At 44.3% G+C, this 17,572-nt stretch carries 10 protein-coding genes; all 10 read left to right on the top strand.

What is annotated here, in order from left to right; translation table 11 throughout:
- The first annotated feature begins 250 nt into the window (after positions 1 to 250).
- A complete protein-coding gene (locus AC58UU_RS35455) occupies positions 251 to 1,627 on the top strand; it encodes an ABC transporter substrate-binding protein (RefSeq protein ID WP_497322193.1) in 1,377 nt (458 codons plus the stop codon).
- Between the two features lie 82 nt (positions 1,628 to 1,709).
- On the top strand, positions 1,710 to 2,663 hold the full coding sequence (locus AC58UU_RS35460) for a carbohydrate ABC transporter permease (protein ID WP_497322194.1): 954 nt from the start codon (positions 1,710 to 1,712) through the stop codon (positions 2,661 to 2,663).
- Positions 2,664 to 2,676: 13 nt separating this feature from the next.
- The gene (locus AC58UU_RS35465) at positions 2,677 to 3,525 is read left to right on the top strand and encodes a carbohydrate ABC transporter permease (protein WP_497322195.1); all 849 of its coding nucleotides are present in this window, start codon (positions 2,677 to 2,679) and stop codon (positions 3,523 to 3,525) included.
- A 52-nt stretch (positions 3,526 to 3,577) separates the two neighbouring features.
- Positions 3,578 to 8,977 carry a discoidin domain-containing protein gene (locus AC58UU_RS35470; protein WP_497322196.1) on the top strand — a complete coding sequence of 1,800 codons (5,400 nt, stop codon included), beginning with the start codon at positions 3,578 to 3,580 and terminating at the stop codon, positions 8,975 to 8,977.
- A 225-nt stretch (positions 8,978 to 9,202) separates the two neighbouring features.
- The gene (locus tag AC58UU_RS35475; protein WP_497322197.1) at positions 9,203 to 10,276 is read left to right on the top strand and encodes a Gfo/Idh/MocA family protein; all 1,074 of its coding nucleotides are present in this window, start codon (positions 9,203 to 9,205) and stop codon (positions 10,274 to 10,276) included.
- A gap of 149 nt (positions 10,277 to 10,425) precedes the next feature.
- The gene (locus AC58UU_RS35480; protein ID WP_497322198.1) at positions 10,426 to 10,623 is read left to right on the top strand and encodes a hypothetical protein; all 198 of its coding nucleotides are present in this window, start codon (positions 10,426 to 10,428) and stop codon (positions 10,621 to 10,623) included.
- Positions 10,624 to 10,715: 92 nt separating this feature from the next.
- Positions 10,716 to 13,352, top strand: a complete 2,637-nt coding sequence (locus AC58UU_RS35485) for a PAS domain-containing hybrid sensor histidine kinase/response regulator (protein WP_497322199.1) — start codon at positions 10,716 to 10,718, stop codon at positions 13,350 to 13,352.
- Entirely contained in the window at positions 13,353 to 14,555 is a 1,203-nt protein-coding gene (locus AC58UU_RS35490; protein ID WP_497322201.1) for a metallophosphoesterase family protein, read from the top strand.
- Positions 14,556 to 14,933: 378 nt separating this feature from the next.
- A complete protein-coding gene (locus tag AC58UU_RS35495; RefSeq protein WP_497322202.1) occupies positions 14,934 to 16,112 on the top strand; it encodes a serine hydrolase domain-containing protein in 1,179 nt (392 codons plus the stop codon).
- Positions 16,113 to 16,194: 82 nt separating this feature from the next.
- Positions 16,195 to 17,418 carry an MFS transporter gene (locus tag AC58UU_RS35500; protein ID WP_497322203.1) on the top strand — a complete coding sequence of 408 codons (1,224 nt, stop codon included), beginning with the start codon at positions 16,195 to 16,197 and terminating at the stop codon, positions 17,416 to 17,418.
- Positions 17,419 to 17,572: the final 154 nt, after the last annotated feature.

A 17,572-nucleotide genomic window follows, 5' to 3' on the forward strand; every position in this document is an offset into this window, starting at 1 on the left:
AAAGTATAAGTTTTATACTTTTGCTTCGCATCTACCTTGACAAACGCGCTCGTCCCAGAAGGACAATGGAGTCGTTTATCCTTGAAAAGTTACAAAAGACAGTACATTTTTAACTATTTACAGTACTAATTTCAATGGTTGTATACCGGGAAAATCAATATGATAAAGGTGCACGAACCAATAGACAATTGTTCGAAGTGGATGCTTCCGAAACAGGTATGCTCCGCAAAATTCTAGGGAGGTCGTTTCAATGATTAATTCAAAAAAAGCAATGGCATGGAGTATGGTTTTGTCGACTGTTTTTCTTACACTAACGGGTTGCGGAAGTAACAATGCGGGTACGAAGCCCGCTGAAAGTGTAAAACCGATCGAAAGCACCAAACCGGCTGCTAGCGCAAAGCCAGAGGGAACAAAGCTTGCTGGAGACTTTGAGATCCAGTATTTTGTTGGTGGGTATGGTGACGCGTGGTGGAAACAAGCCATTGGCGATTTCCAGAAGTTAAACCCAGACTTGAAGATCAAAGAATCCGCTGGAGCGAAAATTAATGATCAAATGAAACCGCGCTGGATTCAAGGGAACCCGCCAGATTTTGTTTACATCGATGGAGCCGGCTCCAATACAAGACAAATGGTAACCGATGACCAACTTATGGATATTACAGACTGGCTGAAGGATGCGAAGAACGTAGATGGGAAGAAAATTCTCGATCTCCTGATCGCTCAGCCTGAGGAATATAAGCCAGGAAAAGCATTTGCCGTTCCGTTAGTCTTCGGTTCTTGGGGGACGTTCTACGATAAAGCGTTATTCAAGAATAAAGGCTGGCAAGCGCCTGCCGACTTCGAAAGCTTCATGGCTTTAGGAGAAAAAATTAAAGCTGATGGCAAGATGAGTGACTACATCCATACAGGGGTTTATCCGTACTACATCAACGGGGGCTTATTAGACCCAACGATTATTGCAATGAACAACTATGATACATCCATCTTTAAGAAAATTAACTCCCTCGAAAAAGGTGTTTGGAAAAGCGAACCCGTTATGAAATCACTTGCTAAAATTGTGGAAATGAGAGACAAAGGCCTCATCGACAAAGGGTCACCGGCTCTGAATCACACGGATTCCCAATCCCAATGGCTGCAGCACAAAGCGGCTTTCATACCGACTGGCATTTGGGTTGAGAGTGAAATGGCGAAGGACATTCCAGCAGGATTTGAATTTGGATTCTTACCTTCCATTGGTCAAGACAAAGGTGGTAAATTCGTAGCGAATCCATACACTTCTACTGTAGGAATAGCAAAGAAAGCGAAAAACCCTGAAGCAGCCAAAGCGTTCATGCAATTTATTTTTACAGAAAAGCAGAGTAAGGCATGGGCAGAGCTTTCCAAAGCCCCTTCGAACATCAAGGCGGATCTCGAAGGAACGAATGCTCCTGCTCTAACGAAAGAGGCAGCCAAATTCTATAATTCACCGAATACCGTTGTTGCGCCTGAAATCGTTATTCCAGAGGAACTAGTAACAGCGAGAAACAACGCAACTGTTGCTCTTACCAAAGGTGAAATTACACCGCAGCAGTGGGCAGATCGCATGGAAGAAGCGACTGATAAAATTCGCTCCAAAGAAAAGAAATAAGCCATATTAAGGATTTGAATGATAATGAGGGAGATCATCAGATTCCCTTATTATCATTCAGAAATTTAGATTGGAGGAAAGTATGAAAGAGAGCAAGACAGCCGTTACTGGCATGATCGATCAGAAAAAAAGTGTTAGAATCGGCACTGCGAAGATGAAGCGTAATATCTTCATTCTTTCCTTTACCCTTCCAACCTTGCTTCTTTATCTCGTATTTACCGTTTACCCGATGTTCAAAGGTATTTATCTTAGTTTGTTTGATTGGTCGGGCGGCTCTGAAACCTATAACTTTATCGGTCTTGGAAATTTCAATGAGATGATGCATGACAGTGTGATCATGAAGACAATTCGAAACGATTACATTCTAGTCTTCGGCAAAGTCATTGGTTTTATGGTCCTATCCATGTTCTTCGCGGTAGCGCTAACCCGTTTCAACATCAAAGGCGCGGGTATTTATCGGATCATTTTCTTTATACCTAATGTGCTTTCTGTTGTTGTGGTTGGCGTCCTATGGCGTTATGTGTATAATCCAAACCTTGGATTTTTGAATTCCTTTATTTCTTTATTTACAGATAAAAAGTACGATTTCGCTTGGTTAGGCGATAAATGGTCGATATTTGCGCTCTTGCCGCCATCTATTTGGGCGGGTATAGGTTTTACGATCATATTGCTGGTCGCAGGTATTCTTAGTATCCCATCTTCGTTATTTGAATCAGCTGACATTGATGGGGCGTCACAATGGCATCAGTTTTGGCTGATTACCCTTCCCCTGTCGTGGGAACAAATCAAGACATCCGTTCTATGGATTGTCATGACGACACTCAATGGATCATTCGTCATCGTCACGATTATGACCTTTGAAGGCGGAGTAGATAACGCCACACAGGTTATGGGCTCCTATTTGTATTTGAATGCATTCAAATTCGGTAAATTCAGTTATGCGTCAGCGATTGGCGTCCTCATTTTGGTTCTCTCATTAATAACCACAGCAACCCTTCAGAGGCTGATGAAGAGAGAAACCATTGAATTAACGTAGAGGAGTTATTCTTATGGGTCAAGGTGTAGTCAATCCTGTATTTCGGTTATTTTTCAAATTCAGCCTTATTGTTTGGTCGCTATGTATACTTTATCCGCTGCTTTGGACAGTCTTTAGCTCTTTAAAGGATAATCAGCAGTTTTTCTTAGGCAAACCGTGGGATCTGCCAAAGCTCCCTTTGCTTTGGTCCAATTTTTCATTTGTGTGGGAAAAATATAACTTTGGTCAAAATTTTATGAATTCATTAGTAGTAACCGTTGTAAGCACGGTATTTGGAGTGCTCTTATCGGCTACGACGGCCTATGTGATTGCCCGATTTACGTTCAGAGGAAATGGTTTATTGTACTATTCGTATCTTTCCTACATGATGATCCCAACATTCCTTGGCATTATTCCCTTATTTTTTTTGTTGAATGATCTCCATCTTACGAACAATTTGTTCGGCCTCATTTTAGTATACATGGTCACTGCAGTGCCGTTCGCCGTTTTCGTCTTAGTCAGTTTCTTCAAATCACTGCCAAGTGAGCTAGAAGAAGCGGCCTCTATTGATGGTGCTTCCCATTACGGAATTTTTTTCCGGATCATGCTTCCACTCGCTAAGCCGGGATTGATGTCTGTGGCTATTATTACTGTGCTGAATATATGGAATGAATACGTTTTTGCACTTGTGCTTATTAATGATCCAACGAAATATACAATACCGGTTGCTATTGCGGTCATGCAAGGTGAAATGCAGTACAGGACAGAATGGGGACCTCTCTTCGCAGCCCTGATCATTTCTATGGGTCCGACGATTATTTTTTATAGCATTTTCCAAAAACAAATTACAGGAGGGATTACGGCTGGGGCATTAAAGGGTTAAGAACCCCTCGGTAGATTGGCAAAAGTTGAGAATGAAGAGGAGAGTGTATGATTTGAAGACGCTTAAAAACGCTTTTGGGTTTGCTTTTTGTCTGGTGTTCGTATTAGTGATTCTTTTCATTGGTGGAACAACGACTCATGCAGCAGCGGTTGGCGACATAACGAATTTTGAGAAAACAGACGCTAAGACATTTACGATCACGTCCGGTTCCGATAAGGTGAAAGTTGTTTTTAATCGCGATGACATGGTTCGTATATGGCTTGGTGTAGGCGGTAATTTTCAAACGCTGGCCGGTAAAAGCTCGGCTACGCCTAAAGAGCCGATTGTGATAAAGGAAGATTTCGGTCCGGTCACTGTTGATTGGTCCGATGAGGGCAGCTACTACAAATTAGTAACGGGTAAATTCGTTTTGCGTGCTTACAAAAGCCCGCTAAAATTCGCGATGTACAAGAGCGACAACGCGACTGTCGTATGGCAAGAAGAGTCACCGTTAAATTATAGCTCATCATCGACAACTCAAAAGCTTGTACGAGGAGCAGATGAGTATTACTACGGCGGAGGGATGCAGAACGGATTTTTCTCTCACCGTGACAAAACAATCAAGATCGCTAAAAACTTCGGCGACTGGGGCAGCGGCACAGTGTCCAACCCGTCTCCGTTTTATTTGAGTACAGCTGGGTACGGCGTACTGCGGAACACGTTCCAAGACGGAACTTACGATTTCGGCAGTCCCGCACAGCTGACGCACAATGAGAACCGCTTTGACGCGTATTATTTTTATGGCGATACGTTCAAAGATGTTTTGAACGGCTACACGGATTTGACCGGCAAGCCTTCGCTGATTCCTAGATGGGGTATGGGCATGGGAGATGCGGATTGCTACAACACAAGCAACACGGGTGCTAACAAACCGAATAAGCTGACAACGCCGGATGTGTTGAAAGTTGCTCAAGGTTTCCGCACTAACGATATGCCGGGGGGATGGCTGCTTCCGAACGATGGATACGGCTGCGGGTATGTGCAGCTGCCAAGCACTGTTCAACAGCTTCATGATTTAGGCTTTTACACCGGCCTGTGGACGCAGAACGGCCTTGCTAATATCGCAACAGAGGTAGGCGTGGCTGGAACGCGCTTGAACAAGCTGGATGTAGCTTGGGTCGGACCAGGGTATGACTTTGCGCTGGAAGCAACGAAACAAGCTCATCAAGGGGTTGAAAACAACTCTAACGATCGCGGTTTCGTATGGTCCGTCGGAGGATGGGCTGGTACGCAGCGATATTCAACCGTTTGGTCGGGAGACCAATCCGGGAACTGGGAATATATCCGCTTCCATATTCCTTCTGTGATCGGTGCGGGACTGTCTGGCATGAATTACTCTACCGGTGATGTGGATGGGATATTCGGAGGAAGCGCCCAGACCTATGTACGCGATTTGCAGTGGAAAGCATTCACGCCGATCCTTATGAGTATGTCTGGTTGGGCATCCGTAGATAAGCAACCGTGGCGCTATGGAGAGCCGTACACAAGCTATAACCGTGATATTTTAAAGCTTAGACAGCGCTTAACGCCTTACTTCTACACGTATTTGAACGAAGCTTATGAGTCGGGTGCACCGATGGCCAGAGGAATGGTATATGAATTCCCGAACGACCCGAATACGAAGAACCTACTTACACAGTACCAATTCATGTCTGGGCAATCACTGTTGGTTGCACCGGTCTACAAAGATACTACAGTAAGAAACGGCATTTACTTGCCGAAAGGCAAATGGATCGACTACTGGACGGGTACTGAGCATTACGGCTCCAAAATGCTGGACGAATATAGTGCTCCGCTGAGCCGTTTACCGCTTCTCGTCAAAGCCGGTGCAATCATTCCGATGTATCCGGAATCGCTGTATGACGGTCAAGTGCAGCCGAATCCGATAACGTATGACATCTATCCTTACAAAACCTCAACCTTTACGATGTATGAGGATGACGGCGTTTCGAGAGAGCACCGTAATGGCAAATTTGCGAAAACACTTATTACTTCGATCGCTCCTGAATCCGGAACTGGCGAATTGAAAGTTCAAGTAGGGGCGAGCATAGGCGATTACAACGGCAAATTGGCAGCGCGTACGAACCAATTCCAAATTCATATGCATGCGAAACCGACAAGTGTTGCGGTTGGCGGATCCGCTTATACGGAATATGCAAGTAAAACAGAATGGGCGAGCGCTGCAAGCGGCTGGTACTATGATAGCGCGGATAAAGGCGGCATCGTATATGTGAAAACGCCGGATATGCCGGTGGATCAAGGCTTTGAATTGACAGTGGCCGGTTTTGTGGCAGATACGACTCCACTTACAGACGCAGTTGTCATATCGCTGCCAGAACCAGATAACGATCCAACGAAAATCGTACAGGCGGACATCGTAGCAACGGCTACGAGCACCGATGCTACAAGTCCTGTAGCTAATGCGTTGGATGGCAGCATAGAGACGATCTGGAGCACCAAGCTGGATGGTAGCACACCATTGCCACAGTCGATCACGCTCAATCTCGGCACGAAGCTTTCCGTCAATAAATTGAAATATTTGCCGAGACAATACGTAGGCACGGACGGTATTATTACAGCTTACAACGTCTATGTGAGCACGGATGGAACCAGCTTCACGAAGGTGGCCACCGGTGCATGGAATGCGGATAAGCTGGAAAAAACAGCGACATTTACAACCGTGGAAGCGCAGTATGTAAAACTTGAAGCGACAGCTGGTGTTAATGGTTTTGCGGCTGCAGCTGAACTGAACGTGTACCGGGACGCTTCTGTGCCGATACCGCTGGCGATTCCTAAAAATCAGATGACAGCTACGGCAAAAAGTTTCCAACCGGGCAGTGAAGCGTCCAAAGCCATTGATGGCGATTCAAATTCCGTGTGGCATACGAAATGGGACGGCTCTGACAAACTGCCGCAATCGATAATTCTTGATCTCGGCAAGGTTCGCAACATCAGCCAATTCCGTTACGCACCCCGTACAGATGCTGGAAATGGCACGATTACGACTTATAATCTGTATGTAAGCACCAACGGAACGAACTATACACAAATAAGCACCGGCAACTGGGTTCGAAACAACATGAAGAAATATGTCCAATTTACGCCTGTGGATGCGCGTTATGTGAAGTTAGAGGCGGTAGCGGCAGTAGGCGGCTTCGTATCCGCTTCCGAACTTGATGTATATGAAACGCCTCAGGCACCGCCTACTTTGGGTGACATTTTGAAAGGCAAGCTGGCAACGGCAGACAGTATGGATCCAGCGTTCCCGGCAAGTAATGCAAACGATGGCAATACGGCTACGATGTGGTCGGCAAATGATGCCAACCCAGGTCATGTTTGGTCCGCCGATTTGGGTAAAATGCATTCGATCCAAGGATTAGAGATTTCGTTTGGACAGAGCGATAAAGTGTACAAATACAAGCTGGAAGTCCGGGAAGCGGGCAGTAGCAACTGGATTCAGGTTTTAAACCGCATGAACAATACCGAAGCTGGCCAAGTGCTTAAAGATACATTCGGCAGCCAAGGACGCTATGTAAGAATTACAATTACCGGACTGCCTGACGCGAGTACGAAGGCTAGCATCGCAGATGTGAAGCTAATCGGCTTGCCAATCATCGGAACGGCGCCTGTGACCGGCGTAACGCTAAATCAAACGGCATTGAATTTGAATGTACTTGATGCGTCTGTTGCTCTAGAGGCAATGGTAGCGCCGCTGAATGCGGCGAACACTTCGGTTACGTGGAGCACAAGCAACCCGGCCGTTGTGATGGTGGATGGAAACGGCGTCGTATCTCCGAAAGGAGCAGGCACAGCAACAATTACGGTCACTACAGCAGATGGAGGCTTCAAAGCGACTGTGGATGTCACCGTAACCGGGCAAACAGGTTTGGTGAAAATCCCACAAGCCCAAATGACGGCGACGGCTACAAGCTTCCAACCAGGAGATGACCCGATCAATGCGCTCGACGGCGATGCGGACACATGGTGGCATATCAAATGGTTCGGTACCGATCCACTGCCACAATCGATTATCTTGAATTTGGGTGGAGCTTACAAAATCAGCAAGCTTGACTATTTGCCCCGTCCCGATGGCGGTAACGGCACGATCACTGGATACAACGTATATGTCAGTCAAGACGGCGTTCAATATACAAAAGTAGCAAGCGGTGCGTGGCTGCAAAACAACTTGCTGAAAGAAGTGAACTTCGCTCCAGTAAATGCTTCTTACATCAAGCTTGAAGCAACTGCGGGTTCTGGCGGCTTCGCTTCCGCCTCCGAACTGAACGTTTATAAGATCGTTGAAGCACCGACGCTGCAAACACTCGCGTTTGACGCAGCAAGCTATGAAGTGTATAAAGGACAATTCACAGCGGTGAAAGTGACCGCACAGTATTCGGACGGTACAAATCAAGACGTGACCACGGCATCCATGTTCGAGGTCGAGAATACGGCATTCGCAACGTTTGCGAGCGGTACGATCACCGGCGTTTCGCAAGGTGAAACCGTCGTTACGGCAACGTACGGAGGAAAGCAGGCCACTGCAGCGGTAGTGGTGAAATTGGTCATTGATACAACACCACCAGCAGATGCAACCTTAGCTGCAGATGTTACAGCACCGACCAACACCGGTGTCACGGTAACGATCAGCTATCCGGCTGACGCAGTGGTGAAAGAATACAAAGTGGGCGCAAGCGGCACATGGGCAGCATACACGGCACCTGTTGTCCTTTCGGCAAATGAAACCGTGTATGCAAGAGGAACGGATGCGGCAGGTAACGTATCCAATGTAACTAGCATTGTCATAAGCAATATCGATAAGATTGCACCCGTAAGTGTCGCATCTTTAAGTCCGGCTGCACCTAATGGCAGCAACGGATGGTTTACGTCGGATGTAACGGTAAGCTTCACTGTAAGTGACAATGTATATGGCATGGCAAAAACAGAATACCAAGTGAATGACGGGGGTTGGATTGCCTATACCGGTTCCATTCCTGCCTTTGGTGAAGGGAACTATAAGGTCGGTTATCACAGCACGGATCTAGCAGGCAATGTAGAACCGATCAAAACCATCGAGTTCAAGATTGACAAAACGGCTCCAGTATTAACCGTTCAATTAGATAATACGTCAATATGGCCGGCGAATCATAAAATGGTGACCATTCATGCTACGCTGAATTCGAGCGATGCTGCGTCAGGCGTTGCATCTGTGGTGTTAACCTCCATTACCAGCAATGAGCCGGATAGTGGTCAAGGTGACATTGGGGCTAATATCGGTACTGCGACCACTTCATTTAGTATACGTGCAGAAAAAGGTCGCATCTATACAATAACCTACACAGCAACGGACAAAGCGGGCAATCAATCGGTTACTTCTGCAATCGTCATAGTACCTCATGATCAATCAGGCTCATGAAAGCAGACTTCATGGGATGGAGTTAGTCGTCGGAATTTTGATTTTTCTAACCAGACGCTGTTGAAATATTTGAAAAGAAAGCACGAACTAACCGAACCTGGTTAGTTCGTGCTTTCTTTTCAGAGAGGCGTGTAAAAAACAAGGGAGCATAAATAATTACATCCCTTTATCTGTATTTATGCCATACAATAGTATTACGTTTCATTTATGAAGGGAGGAATCAGTATGGCTATCACATTCGGTATAGTCGGTGGCGGTTGGCGTGCAGAGTTTTTTATGCGTATCGTGCGAGCGCTTCCGGATCAGTTTATAGTTAGCGGTGTTGTCGTACGCAATGAAGAGAAAGGGCGTGCGTTCGAGGAACAATGGGGAGTGCCGACGTTCCGTTCAACCGAGGATTTATTGAAGCAAACAACACCTTCGTTTGTTGTTCTTTCGGTTCCTGTCTCACAGACACCGGAATTGATCAAACAGCTCGTGCGTCAAGGAGTTCCCGTTCTGTCTGAAACACCGCCTGCGGCTGATCTGGAGCAATTGAATCAGCTCTATCAAGACATCGGACCGGACGCCAAGGTACAGGTGGCGGAGCAATATGCCTTTCAGCCGCTGCATGCTGCACGAATTGCCATCGTCCAGTCCGGCTTGCTGGGCACTGTAAGCCAAGCGCAAGTCTCAGCTGCCCATGGCTACCATGGGATCAGCATCATGCGCAGTCTCCTGGGCATTCGATTTGAAGATGCGCAAATTCGAGGTTTCGAATTCTCTTCTCCGATTATTAGCGGACCTAACCGAGAGGGTGATCCAACTCAGGAGAAGACGTCGATCTCTAATCAAGTGATCGCACACCTTGAGTTCGGGGACAAGTTAGGTGTGTTTGATTTTACCGGTGATCAGTATTTCTCATGGATTCGTTCCGAACGAGTGCTTGTACGAGGGAATAAGGGGGAAATTAATAATACGAGGATTGCCTATTTGCAGGATTTTCGTACTCCCATTCAACTTGAGCTAAGACGGCTGAATGCCGGGGAGAATGGCAACCTTGAAGGGTATTATCACAAGGGCATCTTGGCAGGCGATAAATGGGTTTATCGAAATCCCTTCCAGCCAGGCCGTCTGTCGGACGACGAAATAGCGATTGCTACTTGTCTGCAAAAGATGGGTGAATACGTGCAGGGTGGACCCAGCTTTTATAGCTTCGCGGAAGCAGCCCAAGATCACTACCTGGGTATGATGATCGCTCAAGCGGTTAAATCGGGTGAAACCGTCCATACGACCAAGCAATCGTGGGCTACGTTTTAACGGAGCGCTTCAGACTAGCCTTGACCGTAACGAAACAGGACTTTCCTTTGTCTTTTTAGACAATTGAGAAGGTCCTTTTTCAAAGGGCCTGATTTTGATCCTTATTTATGCAATAATGTAATAACATATATCTTAAAAAGGAGAAAAACATGCCAAAACAACGCAAACTGATAGAACCTTCAGACTTTGAAAGGATGCGGGTATTTCGACAACCAATCTCGATCTTTTTACAAGGTGAACAAATAGGTGAAAATGTCATCATTCAATCTCATGATAACGATATTGTTGTAAGCACTACTGGAGAACAATTCGTGAAGGCAAATTGTGAATTTCTAAGTAAAAGATAATGACAATTTCAGTTCACTATAAAAGTCATGTTATATTTAAATAGCCTTATATAGTAGAAATAGGGGGTACATTGACGACTGGAGGATTTCAAATGCCTAAGGTAGATTTCGACCACGACTCTGTTTATCAACAAGTATATACCTTTGCTCCAAATGCTATAGCGTTGGTGTCCATGGATGGAACTATCAGGAGTGTCAATCCCTCCTTCTATCCAACCCTCGGTTATACGGAGCAAGAAGCAATTGGACTTACACTTAAGGAAATAACCCATCCTGATGATTTGAATAAAGTTAATGCACTAATCGAAGAGGTATTGAATGGAAATTCAATATTCTATGAGTTAGAAAAGCGTTGTATTCAGAAGAACGGTAACCTTATTTGGGCGTCTGTAAGGCTCGCTTTGGTACGTGACGAAAAACAAGGAACACCATTATACTTTATTGTTCATATCATCGATATTTCAGATAAAATAGCCACTGAACAAAAACTTTTAAAGATTGAAGAATTGTATGAACTTATCTCAGAAAATGCTCAAGATATTATTACTTTAGTGAATCCTGATGGTAACATCGAGTATTTATCACCCTCCGTGCGTGATTTAATGGGTTATGAGCCAGAAGAATTGATCGGAAAAGATAGTTCTGAATTAAATCATCCTGAAGACTTAGAAAAAATAAGATCTGAACCTTTTTCGGATAATGAGGTAGTTACCTATCGTTCACGCCATAAGAATGGTACGTATATTTGGTTTGAGACTGCGATTAAACTCATTAGAGATGATCAAGGCCGTTTACAGAAGGTATTAGGGATCGGGCGGGATATTACAGAGCGAAAGAAATACCAGGATAATCTTGCGGAGGCTCAGCATATTGCCATGCTTGGCAGTTGGGAATTGGATATTCTTGACGATAAGATCACATTCTCTGAAGAATTTTACCAAATTTATAACTTGTTCAAAAATAATTTACCATCCAATCCGACGGATCTTGCATTTATGATTCATCCAGAGGATCAACAACGATTTCATGAATTCATTGATCAAGCCATGCAAGGTACAACGATTAGCTCGGAATTTCGCAATCTGCAGCTCGATGGAACTATTAAGTATATGCAAATTCGCGTTTCAGTAACATTCGACGAAAATGGAAATCCTGTCAAAATGAATGGAACTACACAGGACATCACGGAACGTAAAAAAGTAGAGTTGAAGCTGCAAGAGTCTGTTGAGCGCTATACGTCTCTGAAAAAATACAACCACGATGCTATTATTTCCCTGAATGTGAAAGGCAGGATCATTAACACCAACGAAATGGCAGAACGACTGACTGGATATAAGGTTATTGAGATGAGAGGAGAGCTAATTTCCAAATTTATTGGTGAACGAAATCTCCGTAGGATACTTTCCTATTCCATTGAAGACGTTACAACGGAAAGAAAGATTAATAAAATCAGACATAAAGATGGACATCATGTTGAAGTGTTAACAACGATAGCGCCCATCATCATAAATAAGGAAAACGTCGGGTACTATGTTATTGCGAAAGATATGACCGAACAGAAACAACTCCTTATTGCTAAGGAAGCTGCTGAAAATACAAATAAAGCAAAGAGTGAGTTTTTAGCCATGATGAGCCATGAAATCAGGACCCCTATGAATGGGGTGATCGGCATGACCGACTTGCTATTAACTATGACGGATTTGGATGACGAGCAAAAAGAATATGTAGAAATCATTAATAAAAGCGGGAACACGCTGATTAAGATTATTAATGATATTTTGGACTTTTCCAAAATTGAAGCAGGCAAGACTGAATTACAAGATCAACCATTTGATATTAGAGACTGTATCGACGATACGCTCGCTGTACTGATGCCAAAAGCACATGAAAAAAAGCTCGATATTCAAGTTTCATTGATTCCAGAATTGCCATATAAATTAATTGGTGATTACGATCGCGTTAAACAAGTATTAATAAATCTCATTAGTAATGCGATCAAGTTCACGTATAGCGGCGGGGTTTCCATTAAGGTGGAAAATAATGGGCGTGAAAATCAAAAGCTCCGGCTTAAATTTTCAATTAAAGACACCGGGATTGGTATCCCTAAGGAAAAACTCAATCATTTGTTTGATCCATTCTATCAATTGGATAGTTTCATGACGCGACAATCGGAAGGAACTGGACTAGGCTTAGCCATTAGCAAAAAAATTATTGGGCTGATGGGTGGAGACATTTGGATCGAACAAACGGACGAACCTGGGGCGACTTTTGTATTTACAGTTTGGTTTAAAGAAGAGGTATCGAATCAAGAAGACTCTTCATTACAGGAGATCTTATTTGTTCAAAAACCTTTGAAAGTTCTAATAGCTGAAGATAATCAAATTAATCAGCTCGTATTAAGAAAAATGATTGAAAAGATGGGGCATTTCACTAACATTGTAGAAAATGGCAATCAGGTTATTGGAGCGCTGGCTTACGAAACATACGATATCATCTTTATGGACATCCAGATGCCAGTTCTGAATGGTCTCGAAACTACCAAACGGATCAAAGAAACAATGCCACCAGATAAAGTCCCTTACATAATTGCTGTGACAGCTAACGCTTTAAAAGGCGATCGTGAAAAATGTCTTGAAGCTGGAATGGATGATTACATCAGCAAGCCCATCAAAAGCGAGGTCATTTTCGATAGGGTTGAAAAGTACCAAAAACTCAAAGGCGGGAAATAGATGGCGGAGTATATAAATGAGGGAAAAGACGAAAAGCCGAATGTCAAATTCGTCGTCATTACAGATACACATGTGGAAGATGAAATAGAAGGCGTACATTCGCAAAATTTCATTCAGGCCTTACAGGATATCAGGGCAACTTCACCCGATAGTCAAGGAATTATGCATATTGGTGATCTGACTAACAATGGCAAGCAAACAGAATTTGAAACGATGACTCAAATTTTGAAGGATCATAGAGAGGGTCTGCCACCCATCTATTTTACTTACGGCAACCATGATGTTCGTTGGGCGGACCTTGCTAACCAAATGTCTTATTTTACAGCAAGTACGGGTATGGATAAAAAGTATTACGATGTTTGGATGAACGACTATCATTTTATTTTCCTAGGGACAGAGATAGGGTTAAAAGACTTTTCGTATTTATCAGAGGCGCAGCTTGAGTGGTTAGATCTTAAGTTAGCGGAGCACGAAGAGGCTCACAGACCGTCCTTTATTTTCGTTCATCAGCCTTTGAAAAATACAGTTTCAGGGTCACAAAACAAGTTTGGTTGGCATGGTATTCGACAGGACAAGGAGCTTAAGACTATTCTTGCTAAGCATCCACAAACGTTTGTATTTACGGGTCATACCCATTGGGAATTGGGCTCGGCAGATACCATGTACAACGCAAAGTATGCAACTATGTTTAATGCAGCCTCCACAGCCTATTTATGGACGGATGAGGATGTGGAGAAAGCTGGTTCCCAGGGATATTTCGTAGAGGTATATGATCATAAAGTCGTCGTAAAAGGAAGGGACTTTCTCACAAAAACGTGGATTGAGGATGCCACTTTCGCAGTACCACTTCCTTCGTTAATTCCGATAGTGGACCCTGAAGACGATCCCGATCTGACGCTCGGTAGCCCGACAATGCAGATAGACAAGGCCGTTTATCGGACTCGCGATTTAATTGAAGTTACTTACAAGGGGTCTGTGGGAGAAGATGCGTTTGGTATTTTCCCAAGAGGTGCTTTACCGAGTGAGATTCAACCTATTACTACCATTGCGCATATTAAAACTAATTCGGCTAGTCAGCCGGATGGGAAGATCATATTCACTGATTTGAATCTTCCAGTAGGATCTTACGATATCATCTATTTGGGGGAGACGTTGAATACTGAGCTGGTTCGAATATCTTTTGAGGTTATTTCTGAAGATTAGTTAATGATTGAGACCAAGCTGAATAATTAAAGTACTAGGAATCCGGTTTGATGCCGGATTCCTTTTTGTTATCTACTTTATTCTAGCTCCGCAAGCAAGGTTGCCTCTTCAAGCGATGAGATAAGAAGTTTAGGTTCAATTGGTGATGACATCACGATTAGAATCGTATACGTCCCATAAGGATTTGTTTATCAAACATGGTCCATTGAAATCGGCTCCTTTAAATTTAAGGTTTTGTTTAAAAAATAACTCGTTTTTATTTGTTAAAGAGTAGATATAACTTGAATGCCTTATGTAAAGCAAGTCACTTAATTAATATAATATACTAACAATAGTTAAGTAATAAAATCTTTAACTATTCAGAGAGGATGAATAACAATGAATAAGTTGAATGCAAACAAAATGAATACTGACCGTTTACAAGCACGTATGGATGAAGTCATCGATCGTACCCTTGCCGATAAACGGTTGGTTGGCGCTGTCATTAAAGTGACGATAGATGGGGTACTAGTTTATAACCGTGCTGCCGGTTTCGCAGACCGTGAGAAGAATCAGTTGATGCGGGAAAATGCTCTATTTAGGCTTGCTTCTGTGTCCAAACCTATCGTTTCTACAGCTGCGATGGTACTAGTTTCGCAAGGCCGCTTAGGACTTGAAGACCGCGTTGATCGTTGGCTTCCAGAGTTTCGCCCACGTTTGGAGAGCGGAGAATTCGCGAATTTGACGATTTGGCATTTGATGACGCACACGGCAGGGCTGACTTATCGCTTTTTTCAGGAAGAGAATGGTCCCTATCATCTCGCCGGTGTATCGGATGGTATGGATCAGGCTGGTATTACTTTGGAAGAGAACCTGCGTCGTATTGCCTCTGTTCCGCTCCTCTACACGCCTGGCACTCAGTGGAAATATTCAATTGCTACTGATGTTCTCGGCGCCGTGATTGCGAAGGTTACAGATTTACCGCTTGCCGAAGCCATTCGTACGCTAGTGACAGCGCCGCTTGGCATGGACGACACTGGTTTTACAGCAGTCGATCCAGAGCGACTAGCAACAGCCTATGCCAATGCTAATCCAGAGCCACGGCCTTTGCGTGATCCCGATAGCATTGATTTTATAGAAGGCACGGCTGGCTTCCGGCTTGCCCCTGGCCGGGCACTTGACGATACGGCCTATCACTCCGGTGGAGCCGGCATGGTCGGGAGCGCCGGCGACTTATTGCTGCTGCTGGAAGCATTACGCAAGGGCGGAGCACCCCTGATGCCGGAGAGTCTGGTTCGAGAGATGGCTACTAACCAAATAGGTGATCTGCCAATGGCCTATTGGCCAGGGCGAGGCTTTGGCCTAGGATTTATACTGCTCAATGATCCTATCGCCGCAGACACTCCGGAATCACCGGGCACCTGGCGTATGGGTGGTACCTATGGTCATTCCTGGTTCGTTGATCCTGAGAAACGACTAAGTGTCGTAGCGTTTACCAATACAGCTTTGGAAGGCATGTCAGGCCAGTTTACCGTTGACCTCTGTGAAGCCGTCTATGACGGGATCAGGAACGAATGAATGAACTCAAGAGCCGGCCTTGGTAGTAACAACCGGGCAAGGCTCTTTTTTTTACAACATGATACTTAAGGGAGTGATGATTTTGTTTCATACAGGTTCTAATAGAAGAAACATAAACCCCATATTCTTTATCGCTCTTGGATTATTCGGCGTTTATACCATTGAGTTTGGCGTTGTCGGAATATTACCAGCTATTACAGAGCGTTTCAATGTCAGCACGTCTCAGGCCGGCATGCTCGTCGGGGTGTTTGCGCTTGTTATAGCACTATGTGGTCCCTTTATGGTGCTGCTTCTTTCTAAATATAATCGTAAAAACGTAATGATGGTGTCTTTACTCATTTTTGCTGGAAGTAGTTTATTATCAGCTTATGCTCCTAATTTTTATGTTCTGCTTGCGCTTCGGATTATCCCGGCATTGTTCCATCCCGTATATTTTTCCTTGGCCTTTGCAGCTGCAGTTTCGCTCTATCCAAAGGAAAAATCCACTCAAGCTTCTGCGAAAGCATTTGTTGGTACTAGTATGGGTATGGTACTTGGAATTCCGATAACAACCTATCTCGTAGATCAATTCTCATTCGAGGCCGCTTTTATATTTTGTGCCGTTGTAAACATCGCTGCTAGTGTGGGGATCGCCATCATGCTTCCGAACTCGTCCAAAGCTGAGAAAGTCTCTTACGGGGAACAGCTCGATATATTGCGTAAAGTCCCCCTTTGGATCAATATTGGAGCTGCAACTTTCATTTTCGCCGCTATGTTTTCGGTCTATAGCTATGCTGCCGAATACTTGGAACAAGTGATGGGGTTGAGTGGGAAAATCGTAAGTGTAATGCTTGTCATTTTCGGTGTAGGGGGAGTGGCAGGTAACTTATTGGCAGGGAAACTGATTGGAAAAAACTTGGTGAGAACGACTGTTTTCCATCCGATCGTATTAGCCACCTCTTTATTACTGCTCTATATGGGAGAAAAATCCATCGTATCTATCATTATCATTATGGTTTTGTGGGGAGCCGCTCATACCAGTGGACTCATCGTAACCCAGATATGGTTAACTTCTGAGGCTCCGGAAGCTCCTGAATTTGCCACGGGGTTATATATTTCCTTCATCAATCTGGGTGTGTCTATCGGTTCGTTAGCAGGTGGGTGGTTTATTACCACTGCAGGCATGAAAGGGACTATATGGAGTGGCTTAATATTTATTATGTTGGCACTTGTTTGTATTGGATTAAAAATTGTGTACTTCAACCGAAAAGGATTGGAGGTAAATCAGGGATCAAACGGGGCTAAATTTGAAGCGCCTTGGAGATAGGTGATCACGCGATTGTTAAATACCAGAAGGGCTGCCATGTGGCCAATGTCATTTAGTTAAGGCGCAGGTCCAAATATCAAGAAAAAGAGCAGGTTATCGAAAAAGATAGCCCGCTCTTTTTTTTGCACGAAAAAGAGAAATAAGACTTGACAAG

Source organism: Paenibacillus sp. JT22N1 (assembly GCF_059692155.1).